General features: G+C 60.2%; 10 protein-coding genes. 3 read left to right on the top strand and 7 right to left on the bottom strand.

What is annotated here, in order from left to right; genetic code table 11:
- Positions 1 to 72: 72 nt before the first annotated feature.
- Positions 73 to 2,025: a monovalent cation:proton antiporter family protein gene (locus tag HUJ17_RS16515; protein ID WP_290511724.1), complete on the bottom strand. Its 1,953-nt coding sequence runs from the start codon at positions 2,023 to 2,025 to the stop codon at positions 73 to 75.
- A 102-nt stretch (positions 2,026 to 2,127) separates the two neighbouring features.
- A complete protein-coding gene (locus tag HUJ17_RS16510; protein ID WP_290511723.1) occupies positions 2,128 to 2,919 on the bottom strand; it encodes an endo alpha-1,4 polygalactosaminidase in 792 nt (263 codons plus the stop codon).
- Positions 2,920 to 3,167: 248 nt separating this feature from the next.
- Here HUJ17_RS16510 and HUJ17_RS16505 point away from each other — a divergent pair, with 248 nt between their 5' ends.
- Positions 3,168 to 4,589: an MBL fold metallo-hydrolase gene (locus HUJ17_RS16505; RefSeq protein WP_290511722.1), complete on the top strand. Its 1,422-nt coding sequence runs from the start codon at positions 3,168 to 3,170 to the stop codon at positions 4,587 to 4,589.
- Positions 4,590 to 4,597: 8 nt separating this feature from the next.
- Entirely contained in the window at positions 4,598 to 7,300 is a 2,703-nt protein-coding gene (locus tag HUJ17_RS16500; RefSeq protein ID WP_290511721.1) for an HAD-IC family P-type ATPase, read from the top strand.
- Here HUJ17_RS16500 and HUJ17_RS16495 read toward each other — a convergent pair.
- Positions 7,267 to 9,618, bottom strand: coding sequence for a xylulose 5-phosphate 3-epimerase (locus tag HUJ17_RS16495; RefSeq protein WP_290511720.1), 2,352 nt, complete (start codon positions 9,616 to 9,618; stop codon positions 7,267 to 7,269). The genes HUJ17_RS16500 and HUJ17_RS16495 overlap by 34 nt on opposite strands.
- A 126-nt stretch (positions 9,619 to 9,744) precedes the next feature.
- Between HUJ17_RS16495 and HUJ17_RS16490 the strand changes: the two genes are divergently transcribed.
- Positions 9,745 to 11,403, top strand: coding sequence for a Na/Pi symporter (locus tag HUJ17_RS16490; protein ID WP_290511719.1), 1,659 nt, complete (start codon positions 9,745 to 9,747; stop codon positions 11,401 to 11,403).
- A gap of 40 nt (positions 11,404 to 11,443) precedes the next feature.
- On the opposite strand, the gene HUJ17_RS16485 is transcribed toward HUJ17_RS16490, so the two are convergent.
- The 4 genes from HUJ17_RS16485 to HUJ17_RS16470 all read right to left on the bottom strand — a co-directional run bounded on the left by HUJ17_RS16485 (position 11,444) and on the right by HUJ17_RS16470 (position 16,275).
- Positions 11,444 to 12,538, bottom strand: coding sequence for an OmpA family protein (locus HUJ17_RS16485; protein WP_290511718.1), 1,095 nt, complete (start codon positions 12,536 to 12,538; stop codon positions 11,444 to 11,446).
- 55 nt (positions 12,539 to 12,593) lie between these two features.
- Positions 12,594 to 13,070, bottom strand: coding sequence for a spore coat U domain-containing protein (locus tag HUJ17_RS16480; protein ID WP_290511717.1), 477 nt, complete (start codon positions 13,068 to 13,070; stop codon positions 12,594 to 12,596).
- Between the two features lie 14 nt (positions 13,071 to 13,084).
- On the bottom strand, positions 13,085 to 15,349 hold the full coding sequence (locus tag HUJ17_RS16475) for a fimbria/pilus outer membrane usher protein (protein WP_290511716.1): 2,265 nt from the start codon (positions 15,347 to 15,349) through the stop codon (positions 13,085 to 13,087).
- A gap of 131 nt (positions 15,350 to 15,480) precedes the next feature.
- The gene (locus tag HUJ17_RS16470) at positions 15,481 to 16,275 is read right to left on the bottom strand and encodes a fimbria/pilus periplasmic chaperone (RefSeq protein WP_290511715.1); all 795 of its coding nucleotides are present in this window, start codon (positions 16,273 to 16,275) and stop codon (positions 15,481 to 15,483) included.
- Between the last annotated feature and the right edge of the window lie 58 nt (positions 16,276 to 16,333).

Raw genomic sequence — 16,333 nt, 5'->3', positions numbered from 1 at the left:
ACGGCCACTGCCAGTGTCGTTCATATCGACCTCATCCGCGATGAAACTTTACTCTTGTAACCTGCAACTGCTTCACCCACCCAACAACCGATTTTCCGCCGCTTCTACTGCCTCCAGTGGACCGTAAAGAATCACCGTATCACCCGGTTCGAGAACCAGCTCTTCGTCAGGACTTTCCAGGGTCTTGTCTTGCCGTTTTACGGCACGGATTTCCACATCCCGCAGCGCACAGCGGGCAATGCTTCGGCCGATTCCGCGGGCCTTGTCAGATAGCGTTACTGCATGGAGCAGACGGTACGGGTTCCCGGCACTGTCGGTGGTGGGCAAGGTATCACCGTGATAGTAGCCCTGCAGCATGCGGTAGCGTTCCCGTCGGGTTTTGCGCAGGGTGGCAATGACACGGTCGAAGGGCACATCCAGCATCATCAGGGCATGGGCCACCAGCATCAGGGAGGCTTCCAGTACTTCGGGCACCACTTCTTCCGCCCCGGCGCTTATCAGGGCATCCAGGTGGGTGTCGTCCCGGGTGCGCACCAGCACGCGGATATTGGGATTGAGCTCCCGTGCTGTGTGCAGAATGCGCTCTGCCAGGCGCGGGTCATCAAAGGTCACTACCAGCAGGCGAGCATGCTGAATGCCGGCGTTGACCAGGATTTCCTTGCGGCTGGAATCGCCAAACAGAATATGCTCACCGGCGGCACTGGCTTCCTGTAGCCGTACCAGATCCCGATCTACCGCCACGGCCTTGAGGTGGAAGCTGTTCAGGTAGCGCATCAGGTTCTGGCCCACCCGGCCATAGCCACAGAGGATCACATGGTTGCGGCTTTCATCGGAGATAGGGGTGTCTTCAGGAATCTTTTGCCAGCGTTGTAGCAGACGGCGGGTAAGGCGACCGCTGTTATCCAGCAATGCGGGCGTGAACACCATGGTCAGCACCACGATGGAGACCAGCAAACCAGCCTTGTCCGGCGTGATGAGCTGGTGAGAGACCCCCAGCGCTACCAGCACAAAACCGAATTCCCCCGCCTGGGAGAGAATCAGGCCGCTTCGCATTGCGGTATCGCTGCGTTCTTTCAATAGGCGCAGCAACGCAAATATCAGCACTCCCTTAAACAGCATCAATGCTGCGGCAGCGAGCATGATCCAATGCCACTGATCGGCAAACAGGTTCGGGTCTACCAGCATGCCCACACTGATGAAAAACAGCCCCAGCAGCAGATCCCGGAAGGGGCGCAGGTCCGCTTCGATCTGATGACGGAAGTGACTTTCGCCCAGCATCATACCGGCCAGAAACGCGCCCAGCGCCATGGACAGGCCCAGCCAGTGAGTTACCCAGGCTGCCAGTAATGCCAGCAGCAGGGCGGTCATGACAAAGACTTCATCGGAGCGGGCCCGGCCGGTTTCTTCCAGCATGCGCGGCAGCACCCAGCGGCCGATCACATAGATTCCCACAAATAAAAGCAGGGACTTGGCCAGCGTCAGTGACGCAACGGACCACATGGGGCCGCTGTTTTCCTGTGTGAGGATCGGCAACATCACCAACATGATTACGGCGGCCAGATCCTGGAATAGCAGAATTCCGGTGGAGGTTCGGCCGTAGCCGGTATTGACCGATCCCCGGGAGATCAGATCGCGGATAACAATGGCAGTGGAGGACAGCGACAGGGCGCAGGCGGTAATCAGTGATGGTGTGTAGTCAAACCCGAGTAACCGCATGATGGCGAACACGGCCAGGCCTGTCAGGGCGACTTGCAGCGGGCCGGCGCCGAACACAATACGGCGCAGGGTCATCAGCCGGGGAATGGAAAATTCCAGCCCCAGGGTGAACAGCAAAAAGACGATGCCAAACTCGGCCAGATGCTGAATGCCTTCAGTATTACTCACCCAGCCAAACCCGAAGGGGCCGGCGGCCAGACCGCAGAGCAGGTAGGCCAGAATGGGTGGCATGCCAAGGCGCCGAAACAGCACTACGGCCGCCACGGCGGTGCCGAGCAGGACAACAATGAGTGTCAGGGCATCATGCATAAACGTGTCGGCTTCCCCAAAATCCAGACTACCAGTGTAGCAGCCCGGTCATGGCAGGCCAGAACCGGATCTTGATCGGTATCAACGGGATTGGGGAATGATTCAGAAACAGCTGAAACGGAAGCTGTCGTCCAGTGCCAGGGGAAGTGTCAGGGAGCGGTAGCCCAAGACATCCATGTGTTCGCAGTGAAACTTCCTCTCTCCGGCATCCTGGCTGAACCGGTAGTCGATGTGCAGCACCGGTTTGCCGGCATCAATGAAGGGTTGCAGCAGATGACATTCGCGCCATTCATGACAGGATTCGTTGATGGCAAAGTCGGCGTAGTCCACCAGCTCATCTACCTGCTGCAGGTCGTTTTTCAGGGACACGGCCAGGCCGTGCTGATGGGCGGTGCGGAACAGGAAACGGTTATAGGACAGTTGTTGTTTGCCAGTCAGGGGGAAGCCGGTTTCATTGGTGTAGCCATCCACATTATCCGGGTCGACCCCGTCGCAGCCTTTTGCTGCCGCCAGTTCAATGCGGTCCGCCATGCGCTTGCGAACATTGAGGGAGCGGATATCTAGCCAGCGCTCGCCCGGCCAGTTACCCAGGCGCCGGCCCTTGTCAGTGGGCAGGAAACGGTAGCGGTCCGGGCGCCAGTTTTCGTAGGTGCCGGCGGAAAAATAGCAGATCACCTTTTTGCCGGCGGCCTGCAGGTCGTGAATGACACTCTCTTGGGTATCAAACAGATCCACAACATACAGATCTACGTCATAGCCGGTGTTGATCTCACCTTGCAGCTGGATCTGCCACTGCACATCCATGGGCGGCTGGTACCACTCTGGCGCCAGGTTACCGCCATCGGTGGGCAGTGGCAGCAGCAGGGCGGCGAGCAGGTTTAACGGGAGATCCATGGGGCACCGAAAGGGTCACAAATCGTGGTTACCCGATTTTTCATTGATACGCGACAGATTACTGTTCGATTCCACGGTAAAAATGTAGATGCGGCGTGTCCGCAATGACATTCTGTTACCTGACAAAGGGGTATAGGCTGGTGTGGTGCTTCAGCCTGTCGGAAGACGTGAACGTGGCGGTAGCCTGAGTTCCCGGCCGGAAGCTGTTCACCGCTCTGAACTCTGATTCACGGGCACGGGCAGGAATTATGGACAAGGATAATAGAGAAAATATTACGGTGATGTCCCACGGGGCAGCTGGTGAGGTGACCGGCTCCTGCCACCGGATAACCGTGTCAGGTAGTGCTTTATTGCTTGATTGCGGTATGCATCAGGGCGGCGATGCGGTGAAACGTCTGCAGGAGGAGCGTTTCGACTTTAATCCACGGGATATTGATGCGGTAGTGTTGTCCCATGCTCATCTGGACCATAGTGGCCTGTTGCCCCTGCTGGTGGCGGAAGGCTTTGGTGGGCCGATTTACTGCACCCATGCCACCCGAAACCTGCTGGCCATCATGCTCGAGGATGCCGCCAGTCTTTATCAGCGGGATCTGGATAACAGTAATTTGCGCCGCCGCCGCGCCGGCCGCCGCCAGCTGAGCCCCCGTTATACCCTTGATCATGTGCGTCAGGTGCTGGAGCAGTGTCAGCCACTGGGTTACCACCAACATGAAAAGATTCTGCCAGGTCTGGATCTGACACTACTGGATGCCGGCCACATTCTCGGCTCGGCGGTGGTGGTGTTGACCATTGCCGGGGAGCCCACACGTACCCTGGTATTTTCCGGTGACCTGGGGGCCAGTCAGCGTGTGTTGATGCGGCCACCGGAAGTCCCCGAGCGGGCGGATCTGGTGTTGATGGAAAGTACCTACGGTGATCGGGATCACCGTAGCCAGGAAGACACCATGACGGAACTGGAGCAGATCATCGCCGAGGCGCGCAATGACGGTGTGATCATGATGCCGGCGTTTGCCGTCGGTCGAACCCAGGAACTGCTGTTCCACCTGGGGTGCCTCTACCATCGCGGGCTGTTATCCGGATGGCAGGTGTTTCTCGACAGCCCCATGGCCCTGGAGGTGACCCGTCTCTACGACCAGTGGCTGGATGCCATGGATGAAGATGACCAGCGCGTGATGGCCCATTTCGGCGCCCGTTCCCTGCACGAATTTTTGCCGGTACTGACTCCTACACCGGAAGTCGAGCAATCCATGCGCATCAACCGCATTGAACGGGGGGCGATCATTATTGCCGGCAGTGGCATGTGCAACGGGGGCCGCATTCGCCACCACCTCAAGCATCGCTTGTGGCAGGAACGCAATCATCTTGTGTTTACCGGCTACCAGGCGCGCGGGACCCTGGGTCGTCAAATGGTGGATGGCGCCAGCCATATCCGCATGTTCGGGCAGCGTTTTGTGGTCCGTGCCCAGCTTCATACCCTGGGAGGGTTTTCCGCCCATGCCGGCCGCAATGAGCTGCTGGCCTGGGCCAAAGGGATTGCGGGTGATCCCCAGTTCCGTCTGGTTCATGGTGAGCCGGACGCACTGGAAAGCCTGGCCGTTGCCTTGGGAGACATGGGCATCCCGGTGTCAGTGGCCGAGCCTCAGACGGCATTCTCCCCTGACTTTTCCTGAGGTTTCCAATGGATGCTTCCTCGAAGTCACCATGGCATCACGACAGTGAGGTTGTCGTCCTCAGCACTCTGGAGAGCCAGGCAGAGGGGCTGACCAGTAAGCAGGTCGCTGCCCGCCGTGGCCGCTTCGGGGAAAACCGCTTACTGGATCAGAAGCCTCGCAGTGTCTGGCGGCGGTTAGCCGGCCAGTTTCATAACGTGCTGCTTTATATCCTGCTGGTGGCGGCGCTGCTGGCGTTGCTGTTGGGCTATTACAGCGATGCCACGGTCATTGTGCTGGTGGTGGTGATCAATGCTCTGGTGGGGTTCGTACAGGAGGGCAAGGCGGAAGCCGCCCTGCGCTCCATCCAGCGTATGCTGGTTTCCCATTGCCAGGTACTCCGTGATGGTCAGCCGCATACCCTGGAAGCCAGTGAACTGGTTCCGGGGGATATGGTGATACTGGCCGCCGGGGACCGGGTGCCAGCGGATCTGCGCCTGCTTCAGGTGCGCGAGCTTCACTGTGACGAAGCCATGCTGACCGGTGAATCGGTACCGGTGGCAAAACAGCAGGAACCGTTGCCGGCCGACACCCCCCTGGCGGAAAGACGCAACATGGCCTGGATGGGTTCCCTGGTGACCACCGGCAGTGCCCAGGGCGTCGTAGTAGCCACCGGCATGGCAACCCAGCTGGGACACATCGGTAACCTGGTAGCCACGGTCAGTGCGCCGGTGACGCCACTGACCCGGGCCCTGACCCGCTTCGGTCATCAGCTGGCGCTGGTGATTGTTGTGGTAAGCGGCATCGCGCTGGCCTGGGGGACTGCCGTCATGGGGCTGGCGCCGGACCAGTTGCTGCGTGTCGCCGTGGGGGTGGTGGTGGCGGCGATTCCGGAAGGGTTGCCGGCGGTGGTCACCATTACCCTGGCCATCGGCGTGCAGCGAATGGCCAGGAACCATGCGGTGATCCGCAAGCTGCCCGCGGTGGAAGTGCTCGGTTCGGTAACGGTGATCTGTTCGGACAAGACCGGCACCCTGACCCGCAACGAAATGACCACCCGCACCTTCGTCACCGCTGCCGGCCAGGTGCGGCTGGCCGGCGAAGGGTATGCGCCGGAAGGTCAGGTAGAGAGCGACAACCCGGCGGCGGCCGGGATCTTTGCCCGCGCTGCTCAGGTGGCCATGCTGTGTAACGATTCCCATCTCAATCAGCGCGATGGTCAGTGGGTGATGCAGGGCGATCCCACCGAGGGAGCCTTGTATGTGCTGGCCCGCAAGGCCGGACTGACGGAGGCATTTCGCCAGCAATGCCCGCGCAGGGATGAACTGCCCTTTGCGGCAGAGCGGCTTTATATGGCCACCCTCAATGAGGTGGGGGGGCAGCCTATGCTGTTGGTCAAGGGCGCGCCGGAACGCCTGCTGGCGCTGTGCGATCAGCAACAGAACGGCGATGGCAGCGAAGCATTGAATACAGACTACTGGCACCAGCAACTGGAACAGCTGGCTGGTGACGGCATGCGGGTGCTGGGACTGGCCTGCAAGGTCATGCCCTCGGTGGACCGGCCTATCGGCCATGCAGATCTGGAACAGGGGTTGGTGTTTCTGGGCATGACCGGCACCACGGATCCGCCCCGTCAGGAAGCCATCACCGCCGTGGCCCAGTGTCAGCAGGCCGGCATCCGCGTGAAGATGATTACCGGGGATAATCCCCGTACCGCATCGGTCATCGCTGCCCAGCTGGGGTTGCTCGGCCAGCGTGTGGTCACCGGCCAGGAATTGTCCGACCTGGATGATGGGCAGCTGGATCTGGTACTGGCCGAGGTGGATGTGTTTGCCCGCACTTCGCCGGCGGACAAACTGCGCCTGGTGGAACGGCTGCAGGCCGGTGGAGAGGTGGTGGCGATGACCGGTGACGGGGTCAATGATGCGCCGGCCCTGCAGCGCGCCGACATCGGCGTAGCCATGGGTGGCAAGGGGACCGATGCGGCCCGGGATGCCTCTGCCATGGTGCTCACCGACGATAACTTTGCCACCATCGCGGCGGCGGTACGGGAAGGGCGCACCGTCTACGACAACATCGTCAAGGCTCTGTTGTTTCTGTTGCCCACCGGTCTCATCGAAGCCTCGGTGTTACTGGTGGCGGTGGTGTTGGGAACGCCACTGCCGATAACCCCGGTGCAGATTCTCTGGGTGAACATGATCACGGCGGTAACCCTGGCCCTGGCGCTGGGCTTCGAGCATGGCGAACAGGACCTGATGCAACGACCGCCTCGACCACCAGGGCAGGGGCTGGTGTCGCCGTTGTTATTGGGGCGTTTGCTGTGGGTGGGCGCGTTGGGTACCGCGCTGGTGTTCTGGCAGTTCAGTCGTTTCGCCGACACCGATCTGGATCTGGCCCGTAATGTGGCGGTGCTGACCCTGGTGTGGATCGAGATTACCTACCTGTTTGCCTGCCGCCGCCTGTCTGCCCCGGCCTGGTCACAGTTGTCCCTGACCGGGTTGTTGCCGGCAATGATCGCCGTGCTGGTGGTGTTGCTGCTGCAGTGGCTGTTCTTTGTGGTGCCGGTCATGCAAACCCTGTTCACCTCCCGCCCTCTGGGTCTGGCCTTCTGGGGACAGGCAGCGGCGGTGGCGCTGGTGTTGTTGCTGGCGGTGGAAACGGAAAAGTGGCTGCTCCGCCGCCGGCGCCCCCGGCAACATCAGCGCAGGGTGTCCGGGTCACCGACACCCTGATCCGCGGCCTTTTCATCCGCGCTCAGCCAGGGAATATCCGGTTGGCCCAGCAGCTCTGCCACCTGCTGCAAGACATGGGCCCAGGTGCAGTGGTTGGCGTAAAGCATGCCGAAGGTATCCAGGGTGCCGCCGCGATTGCGGTAGCCCAGGAAGCGGCTGCGCCCGCCGGTATCCAGGGGGCGCATTACCCCGCTGAATACTTCCGGGTGGCCGTGCACCAGGAACACCCGTTCGGCCACGGTGGGCAGCAGTGATGCCATGGTCGTTGGGGAATGCAGGGCCTGCGCCTCTTCCGGATCGCGGGGCGTGCGGAAGCGGCCGGGTTCCTGAATCACCGACAGGCAGTGGGCCACGCCATGTTGTGTCAGCCGCTGACTGGCCCGTTGCATTTCCACCAGTTGATAGGCGCCGATGGCCACCAGTTGCACCCGGGGCGATGGGTCCTGATGCAGACACAGGGCGCCCTGGTCTGTCAGATCCCGGGCCTGTGCTTCACTGAGTTGGGCGGGCTGCGGGTTTTTCGGTACTACCAGAACCGCGACTTGCCCTTGGCTGCGGTAGATCTTCAGCAGCGATTGTACTGCGCTGTGCGCATCCACCGGAAACAGAACCGGTGCCACGTCATGCATTTCCGCCAGCCAGGCTTCGCACAGGGTGGGGTCCTGGTGGGATTGTTCATTCTTGCCGTTTTCCCAGGTATGGGAGCTCAGCAGTATCGGCACGCTGACCCAGTGGGGCCCTCGGTTGGCATGGCGGAGTTGGCGTGAGAACAGGATTTCCTGGCGCATGGCACCGAGCATTTTCACCGCGAAGGCCTCATAGCTGGCTACCAGATTGAGTCCCTGCTTGTTGGCCAGGGCGGCGCACACCACGGCCTCTTCATTGAGGGCGGTGATCACCGAACCATGCAGGGATTCGGCAATGCCTTGCTCCGGGTCGGTGACCCGGTGCTGTAACAGGTCCAGGGTTTCATTGAGCCGGTTGCTGCGCATCTCGTCCGGGTTGCCGACCCGCACCCGCAATGTCGGGTTCGCTTTCACCAGAGCCACAAAGGCCTGGTCAATGGCCGCCATGGGTGCGGCGGGTAATGCCTGGCCGCTAAGGTCGGGTAACTGCAAGGGCGAAACCGGTGCCGGTTCGGCCAGGGGGTGATCCCGCTCCAGTGGACGCTGGGTGTAACCGTGATTGTTCAGTTGTGCAATAGCTGCCTCAAGTTCATCCGGTGGTACAAAAAGCGAGGCGGCGCCATCGTTGAATTGCTGGCGGGTGTGCGCATCGGTGGCCGGGTTGTTGACCAGCGGCAGATTGTGGGCGGCATTGGTGCCGGCGCCGGGAAAGCCGAAGCCTTTTGTTGTTTCGGCAATGATATAGGGCAGGGGAGCCGGATAATCGGCTTGCTCCCTCAGGTTGTCCAGGCGATGTTCCGCTTCCAGCAAGGCCCAGGCAAAAGCGGCCGGGTCGCGACCGTCGATGGTGATCGGGTCGAAGCCGTTGAGGGTCAGGTGGCCGGCAAACCAGCCACTGCCTCCGGACTGGCTGAGGCTGGTGCGCTGGTCGATGCGGCGGCCGTTGGCAATCATCACCGGCAACAGATCGCCGCAGTCCCGGTTTCGCCACCAGCGTGGTGTCCAGTCACTGCCACGTTGCTCTTCGAAGGCGCCGTCACTGAGAAACGCTACCAGTGATTGTTCGGGTAATGGCATGTGGGCGTATTGCAGTTCCGCAAAACCCAGGTAACCCCCTTCCATGATGCCGCCGGCGGTGTGGGCGTTGACATGGCTGCCCAGCGGCGACTGCGGATAGCCGTCAGCCTTGACGCCGTAATGGTAAAAATCCTGCACAAAGCGGGCGAGCCCGGCCTCGTCGAGACGGTAGCGTTGCGCATGGGCCGGTGACAGATTGCCGGTGAGCAGATTCACCGCATCAATGGCGGCCACGCAATGTCCTTGCCCCATCAACCAGCTGCGGGTCTTGCCGCTCAGGCTGTTGGCCAGCAGATAGCCCACATAGGCTGGCACCATGTTCAGGGCGCCGCCGGTGTGGCCTTCCGGTGTTGGCTTGAAATCGTCGGCTATGAGCGGCTCACCATCCAGACGTGGGCGTTGCACATAGGTCATGTGCGCTACCAGCCACATGCCCATGCAGGTGAGACGATCTGCTGCGGCCAGCAGCGCCAGCCAGCGTTGACGCGTGTTGGCATCCCCGGCCTTATCCAGAAGGGCTGTCATCCGCGAGCGGGTGAGGTCGTTGTGTTGGATGACACCGTAACCGTTAGTCCATGTTTCCATGTCTTCGGGAAGGGAAGGGGCGTCTTGCATGATCATTGCTCTCCTTGGCCTGGCGGATCGACGGGTTTCATCATGGCTTAGGCGAGGATGGTGACGCCAGCCGGTGAAACGCCGATAGTATGACAGTAGTCAGTGACCCACTTGTTGATACGGAGCATGGGCGCAGCGATGGAATATGTGGCAACGGTATTGGGGGGCGTGGGCCTTTTTCTGCTGGGCATGTGGTTGATCACCGAAGGGTTGAAAGTAGCTGCCGGTGCGTCATTGGAACGGTTGCTGGCCAGCTGGACACGTAATCGCTTGCGCGGTCTGTTGTCCGGGACCTTGCTGACGGCGCTGGTACAGTCATCCAGTGCTATCACCGTGGCGGCACTGGGTTTCGTCAATACCGGCCTGCTGCGTTTCGAGCGGGCGGTGTGGGTGATTTTTGGCAGCAATCTTGGGACCACCCTGACCGCCTGGGTGGTAGCGCTGGTGGGGATCAAGTTCCAGATCAATGTGATCGCCCTGCCGTTGGTGGGTATCGGTGCCCTGATGCGGGTGTTCGCACCGGCCGATCGCTATCGCAACCTGGGCATGGCCCTGGCCGGATTCGGCGTGCTGTTTTTGGGTATCGAGGTATTGTCCAGTGGCTTCCAGCACTTGGGCGAGAGCTTCCCGTTACCCGATGCCGGCACACCGCTGGTGTGGCTGGTTCTGTTGGGGATTATCCTGACAACCCTGATGCAGTCATCCAGCGCTGCCGTGGCGTTGGTGCTAACCGCCCTGGCCGGCGGCTTGCTGGGTTTTCGCGAGGCAGCAGCGGTGGTGATCGGTGCCAATGTGGGCACCACCTCCACGGCTCTGTTGGCAACACTGGGGGCAACGGCCAATGCGCGGCGCCTGGCAGTGGCCCATGTGTTGTTCAATGTCTTTACCGGTGCCATGGCTCTGCTGTTGCTGGGCCCTTTGCTGGATTTGGTGGGACGTCTCGCCGGCCTGTGGCAACTGGATCAGGACCCGGCCGCCCAGCTGGCGTTGTTTCATACCTGTTTCAACCTGCTGGGGATTGTTCTGATGTGGCCACTGGAGCCACCCCTGAGTCGTTTCCTGTTGCGCCGTTTCCATGAACGCCAGAAGAGCGCCGTGCAGCTACAGTTTCTGGACAGAAACCTGGTGACATTACCGGATGCGGCGAGAGTGGCGCTGACGCAGGAAATGGAGCGCTTGCTGGCCCAGTACCCTGAGGCGCTGGTTACCTTGCCGGCCCCTGATTCGCGACGTCTGGAGCAAATCGCGGATCGCTCAAGATTGCATACCGGTGTGGGGGATTTCCTTGCCGATGTCGCTCGACAGCAACTGGTGGAAGCGCAGGTGACAGCCTTTCAGATGGGCTGGCGGTTGCAGGGCAATCTGGTGAACATGGATGAAACCCTGCAGCGGCTCAATGGTTTCGGATTGGCCATGCAACGTCATTCTGACTGGCCTGTGATTCAGGCGCTGTTGTCGAACTGGTTCGCCAGCGCGGGCAGATTGATGGAGCAGCAATGGCAGGGTGACGGTGTTGCATGGCCCCCGAACAGTCCTTTGCTTGGGCAATACGAAAGCGTCAAGAGTGCACTGTTGGCCAATGCCATGGCGGGCAAGATTTCCCGCCAATCTCTGGATCTGGCATTGCAGAGTCTCAGTCAGGGGCGCTGGCTGCTGGAGCAATGGCAGCGGGCGCTGGAATACTATCGGCAGCTGTCCGAACGTGATCAGACAGCTATCCCGACAGATGCAACAACGGCAACAGGGGAACAGGACGAAGACGACAATGCCACCGAATCGCGGTAAAGACAGCGGCGGCGGATGCTCGCTGCGGCAATGGCAAATGCTACCTTTGTTCCATGACTTCCCGGGATGCCTCGATGATGGCTTCCACTCGCCGGTTACGGGCACGGCCCTCTTCGCTTTCGTTGTCAGCAATCGGCTGGCTCTCGCCCATGCCGATGGTGCGAATGCGAGCAGAATCGATCTGGAAATGGCGGACAAGCACACGCTTGACCGCATCCGCACGGTCTTGTGAGAGCGACTGGTTGTAGGCTGTGCTGCCCACGCTGTCGGTATGTCCTTCCAGCATGAGCGGGCTGCCCGGGTATTCCACCATCACCGTGGCGATTTTTCCGATGTCAGCCAGGTAGCGCGCCGGGACTTCAGTGCTGTTGAAGGCAAACTCGATATCCAGGGTGATGTTGACCGATTCGGTCAGCATGATGGGGCAGCCTTCCGCATCCACTTTGGCACCACGGGGGGTATCCGGACACTTGTCCTTGCGGTCTTCTACGCCATCGCCGTCACTATCCTGCCAGGGGGCTGGCGCCGGTGGCGGTGCGGGTTTGGCAGCCGGGGCCGGGGGCTCCGGGTAGCGCTGGCCCAAACGGTAATTGAGGGCAATAAAAGGGTGTCGGTCGGTGAAGTTGTCGCCAGTGTCGACCAGATGACGGTAGCCAATATCCAGCATCAGGTGCTGGCCCAGCAGGCGTTGTACGCCGAGTTCTACCAGAACCATGTTTTCCTCGATCGGGTCCCGGGCATCTGTGGTCAGTTCGTGACGTGCATAGCCCAGCCCCAGGTAGGGGTGGATGGTGAACAGGTTGATACCGTTGCCATGCAGGCGGGTCTGGATACTTAACTGGCTGTGTTCCACTTCCTGTTCACTGTCGCGCAGGGTCCTGTCGGCCTGGCCGAATTGCAACTGGCTGGAGAGGTAGCGGTTGAAGCGACGCCCGACCTGAAAGCCCGGACGCCAGAAGTCTGGCAGCGGGCCGGTTCTGTCGTCATCCTGCTCAATCATGTAATAGCCCACTTCGCCTCCCACGTACCAGTAGGAGAGGGGCCATTGTTCGTGGTTGCCCATATCCGCCGACAGGGTGGCAGGAAACAGTGAGGCGGTCAGGAGCAGGCGCCGGAAGCAGGATTGCGTTTTCATTGTGGTATTGCTGCCATAAATTAGCTTTCAAAGGATGCTGGTGGGCTGTGAGGCGTTAATTGACCTCGAGAGTGACGGTCACCGTGTCACTGTATTCACCCGCAGGCCCCCATTGGTTGATGGGGATGCGTCCGTACACGGTGAGGGGAATACACAACGTCAGGCAACTGCCTGAGACGGTGGTCGTGCCTACGGTACCGTCTCCCAGAATCTGTGTGCGTTGCAGATCGGTGTACAGGTTGTAGTTGAGTGTGGCACCGGAACTGTGCATGAGCTGACGAGGGGTAAAGGTGCCGGAATTGCCCGTGTCGATGCTGATTTCGTAATTGACCGGCAGTGGGTTCAGCAGGTCCGGTGTGCAGCTGAACGAAATCTGGCCCTGGCCATCGGCGGGTGTAGTCTGCAAGGAGAAGACGGTATTGAAGTTGACCAGGGTGCTGCCGTCCGGGGTAATGAAGCTGCAAGAGGCGGCAAAGAGCGGCAGGGGTAGACTACTGGCGATAAGCACGAGTAGGAGGCGTAATCTGAACATGCGGGAACTCCTCGTCATGGCGCCATCACACAGTGTACCGGGGAAAGCGTAGGGGTGCGTTCACCCGTCGGGGGAATCGCCACGGTGATCTCACATTGACGTCCTCCGCTGTCGCTTACAGACAGTGTGACGGCTTCTTCGGTAGTTTTCACATAGACGAGGCCATCAAACCCGACAGGGTAGGGAGGAGCCTCAGGGGCATTGGCGTCTGTCACCGTCGCTGCCGCAGATAGCGGTTCGCTGACACCATTGGGGTTCACCATCACCACCGGCACTAGGGCATCGCGGTAGATCAGAAAATCCGGGGTAACGCGAACCAGGGACAGGTCTTTTGGTGCGGCATAAATTTTTTCGTTACCCAGGGTGGTGTTGTAGGGCAGATCACGGAGGTTGATGTGCAGCTCGCTTTCCTGGAAGGCGGGCAGGCCGACCAGCATGGACCGGCCTTTCTTGTCGGTGGGTATCGCATTGACGCGAACACCGGCAAGGTCGGGGCCAAGATCAACCAGCGCGAAGCCACCATTGGCGAAACGGGTGGGTTTGAAGAAATCTTTCGTCATGACCACTCCGCCGGCGACCCCGGCCCGATAACTGCGAATGCCGGCAGCATCCACGGCAGAGGCAAAGGCGCCATAGGCCGGCCGCTCCACCGATGCGGAAACCGCGGTCAGGTCGCCGCCCTGCAATCGGTGTCTTACCTGTACGCTGGGATATCCCGCCTTGCCCAGTACCCTCAGCCGGGCATCCACCACCGCCTCTTCGTCGCGGGCCTTGCTGGCTTCCAGGCTGCCACGGGTTCTTGGCCTGCTCGATAGCGGCATCTCAAACGAGGCCAGGGTCAGGCCATCACGGTTGGGTTTCAGTTGTTCGGTATGGGAAAGACGGACACGCAGTTGCCGTCGAACGTGGAAGTAGATGCCGGTGGTCAGCGCCGTGCGTAATGGGGCGTTGTCCGGATCCTGATACTGGAAACCGAAACGCAGCCCCACGCCCTGCCAGGGCTGACCGGCAATACTGCCGACCCATTGCTGAAAACCGTCGGTATCCTCGGGCGTAGTGTCCAGCGAAGGCGTAAAGCCATTTTGTTGCTGTTCATAGGAGAGTGCATAGCTGTAGCCACGGTACTGATTGCTGAGCGTGGCGGCAGCTGCCCAGGGTTGGTCCGCATCGGGCAGGTCCCGGGAGGTGGCAAGATGGGTCTGCAAGGCGCCTACATTGGGGATGGTGGTTTGTGCAAAGATGCCGCCATTGACGTGCTGCTCCGAAGCCGCGGCAGCGCCGACCCCCAGGGTCAGCCAACGGCTCATCCCCCGACGGTAACTGAAGGTGGACACCAATTGGTCATAATCATTGCTGAATCCCTCACGTTGCAGACCCGCCGAGATCTCGAAATCATCAAAGCCCTGTCTTAGCTGGCCCACGGTGAAGTAGGAGGGAATCTCCAGCGTGCTGATGGTGCCATCTGCTTCCCGTACGGTGAGGCTCTGGATGGTATTGCTGAACAGGGGCTGGTTGATCACATCCACGGGACCGGGAGGCACCTGGTATCCGCTGCCGAAGTAGGCATTGCCGATGACTTCCGGTTGATCCAGCCCGCGCTGGGCGAGCAGCAATTGCGCCTGGGTATCGACGATAGCCTGGAAATCCACCACTGGCCCGGTGACCAGCTCGGGACGGGTAGCGTAATTGCGGGTGATCTGGAAACCGGCAACGGCAGTACCGGTACGCCAGGGCGTGCGACCGGCAAAGGCATCACCGATGCGAAAGGTGGTGGTTTCTTCCGGGCTGTCGAATTTCCAATAGGTAGCAATGCGTTGAGTGACGGTGTCATCGTCGATGAGATAACCGGAATGCTGGCTTTGCAGCACCCCCCAGTCGCCGAATACGCCGAGGCCGAGAAAACCGTTATAGGCGGTATCGGTATTTTCCGTCTGGCTGGCAGTGAGGTTGTAATTCACAAAGCCGCCGGCCTGGGGTTCTCCCAGCCGGGCACGCGGGGTTTGCGCCGACATATCAATGCGGGTAGGGCAAAAGTTATCGGCCGCTACGCTCAGGGTTAGTGTTTGATTGCTGTCATCAATATGCAGTTCGACACCGCTTTGCTGATCCAGGCGTCGATAGGCACGCTGGTTAACGGTTGTCACCGGTGCGGATTCCAGACCACAGAGTCTTGCCTTGCGGAGGTCATCGATCTGCGCAAGCACGGCCCCGCAGTGGTCACGCAGAACAAAATGCTCTCCCAGATCGCGGCCATTGACCATCCATTTCAGCAATCGCATGGACGAGTCACTATTGGCAGCCGTTGTCTGCTGCGGATTCTCGCAATTCGGCTGCGAATCAGTGGAATCGGCAAATGCCGTCTGGAACCCAGCGACGCTGAAGCAAAAAAGTAGAGCAGGGCCCGTTGCTTTTAGAGGCCTTTTTTGTTTTCTGGCTCTCCCAGCCATACGGTCCCTCTTTCATCAAACCCCTGTTGCCGGTATCCGTAAATATCGGTGCGCAAGCGGAGCTGGGCGTTGGCCGGAGCATTGATTTGCCACTCCCGGGTCTGGTCGGCAAACACGTAGGGAAACCCTTCGATGGGCTGGGTGGACTGTGCCAGCAAATCCTCTTTTTTCAGGTCCTCACGGTCGGCCTTGCCTTGGAAGGCATCCAGGCCGATGACCCGGAAATTAGCACTACCCGCATTACTGACACGCACGGACCAGGTGCCGTTCTCATAGTGGGTATCAATGCGAGGCTCTGGTTTTATGCCGTTGGGGGACACGAACACCGGCAAGCCAATGCGGACAGCCATATTGGCACCACCCGCCTGCTTCGCCCGAGCGGCGGTATCCTGCAGATAAAGCCGGTAGGCCTTCTCGCGACCAGGCATGTCTTGCATGTGGCGCAGGCGAATCACCTGACGACCGCCGGGAGGCAGCATCAGAATCGGTGGCGAGACGAAGATGTCATTGCTGGGGGCAAGATTGTCCTGGTTCCCTTCCTGTTGCCATTGCATAACAGAGGTCTGCAGGGTCACGGTTCGCTGGCTGTTGTTCTCGATACTCAGTTGCGTGGTCTGGTTGTTATCGTCGAACTGCACCCGCAGGGGAGTAATGCGGAAACTGCCGGCTTGTACGGGACAAGCCAGCAGTAGTGACAAAAGAAAAACAAACAGGCGCGGGCAAGACTCCAGGTGAAACCTGGCTCTGTCTGCGGGCATTGCTGACTCCTCAGAATTCCACTGTGGCAGTCAGGACGTCCGTATAGTTGCCGGCCAC

The sequence above is a fragment of the Alcanivorax sp. genome, from assembly GCF_014762765.1.
In the GTDB taxonomy this organism is placed as follows: Bacteria; Pseudomonadota; Gammaproteobacteria; order Pseudomonadales; family Alcanivoracaceae; genus Alcanivorax.
Note: the sequence above shows the minus strand (reverse complement) of the source record. Positions and strands in the feature narration are given on the sequence as shown.

What these genes read in the sequence shown, in the direction of transcription:
- HUJ17_RS16495 (WP_290511720.1), bottom strand. Translation starts at nt 9,618, where the DNA reads ATGCAAGACGCCCCTTCCCTTCCCGAAGACATGGAAACATGGACTAAC.
- HUJ17_RS16485 (WP_290511718.1), bottom strand. Translation starts at nt 12,538, where the DNA reads ATGAAAACGCAATCCTGCTTCCGGCGCCTGCTCCTGACCGCCTCACTG.
- HUJ17_RS16515 (WP_290511724.1), bottom strand. Translation starts at nt 2,025, where the DNA reads ATGCATGATGCCCTGACACTCATTGTTGTCCTGCTCGGCACCGCCGTG.
- HUJ17_RS16470 (WP_290511715.1), bottom strand. Translation starts at nt 16,275, where the DNA reads ATGCCCGCAGACAGAGCCAGGTTTCACCTGGAGTCTTGCCCGCGCCTG.
- HUJ17_RS16475 (WP_290511716.1), bottom strand. Translation starts at nt 15,349, where the DNA reads ATGCGATTGCTGAAATGGATGGTCAATGGCCGCGATCTGGGAGAGCAT.
- HUJ17_RS16480 (WP_290511717.1), bottom strand. Translation starts at nt 13,070, where the DNA reads ATGTTCAGATTACGCCTCCTACTCGTGCTTATCGCCAGTAGTCTACCC.
- HUJ17_RS16490 (WP_290511719.1), top strand. Translation starts at nt 9,745, where the DNA reads ATGGGCGCAGCGATGGAATATGTGGCAACGGTATTGGGGGGCGTGGGC.
- HUJ17_RS16510 (WP_290511723.1), bottom strand. Translation starts at nt 2,919, where the DNA reads ATGGATCTCCCGTTAAACCTGCTCGCCGCCCTGCTGCTGCCACTGCCC.
- HUJ17_RS16505 (WP_290511722.1), top strand. Translation starts at nt 3,168, where the DNA reads ATGGACAAGGATAATAGAGAAAATATTACGGTGATGTCCCACGGGGCA.
- HUJ17_RS16500 (WP_290511721.1), top strand. Translation starts at nt 4,598, where the DNA reads ATGGATGCTTCCTCGAAGTCACCATGGCATCACGACAGTGAGGTTGTC.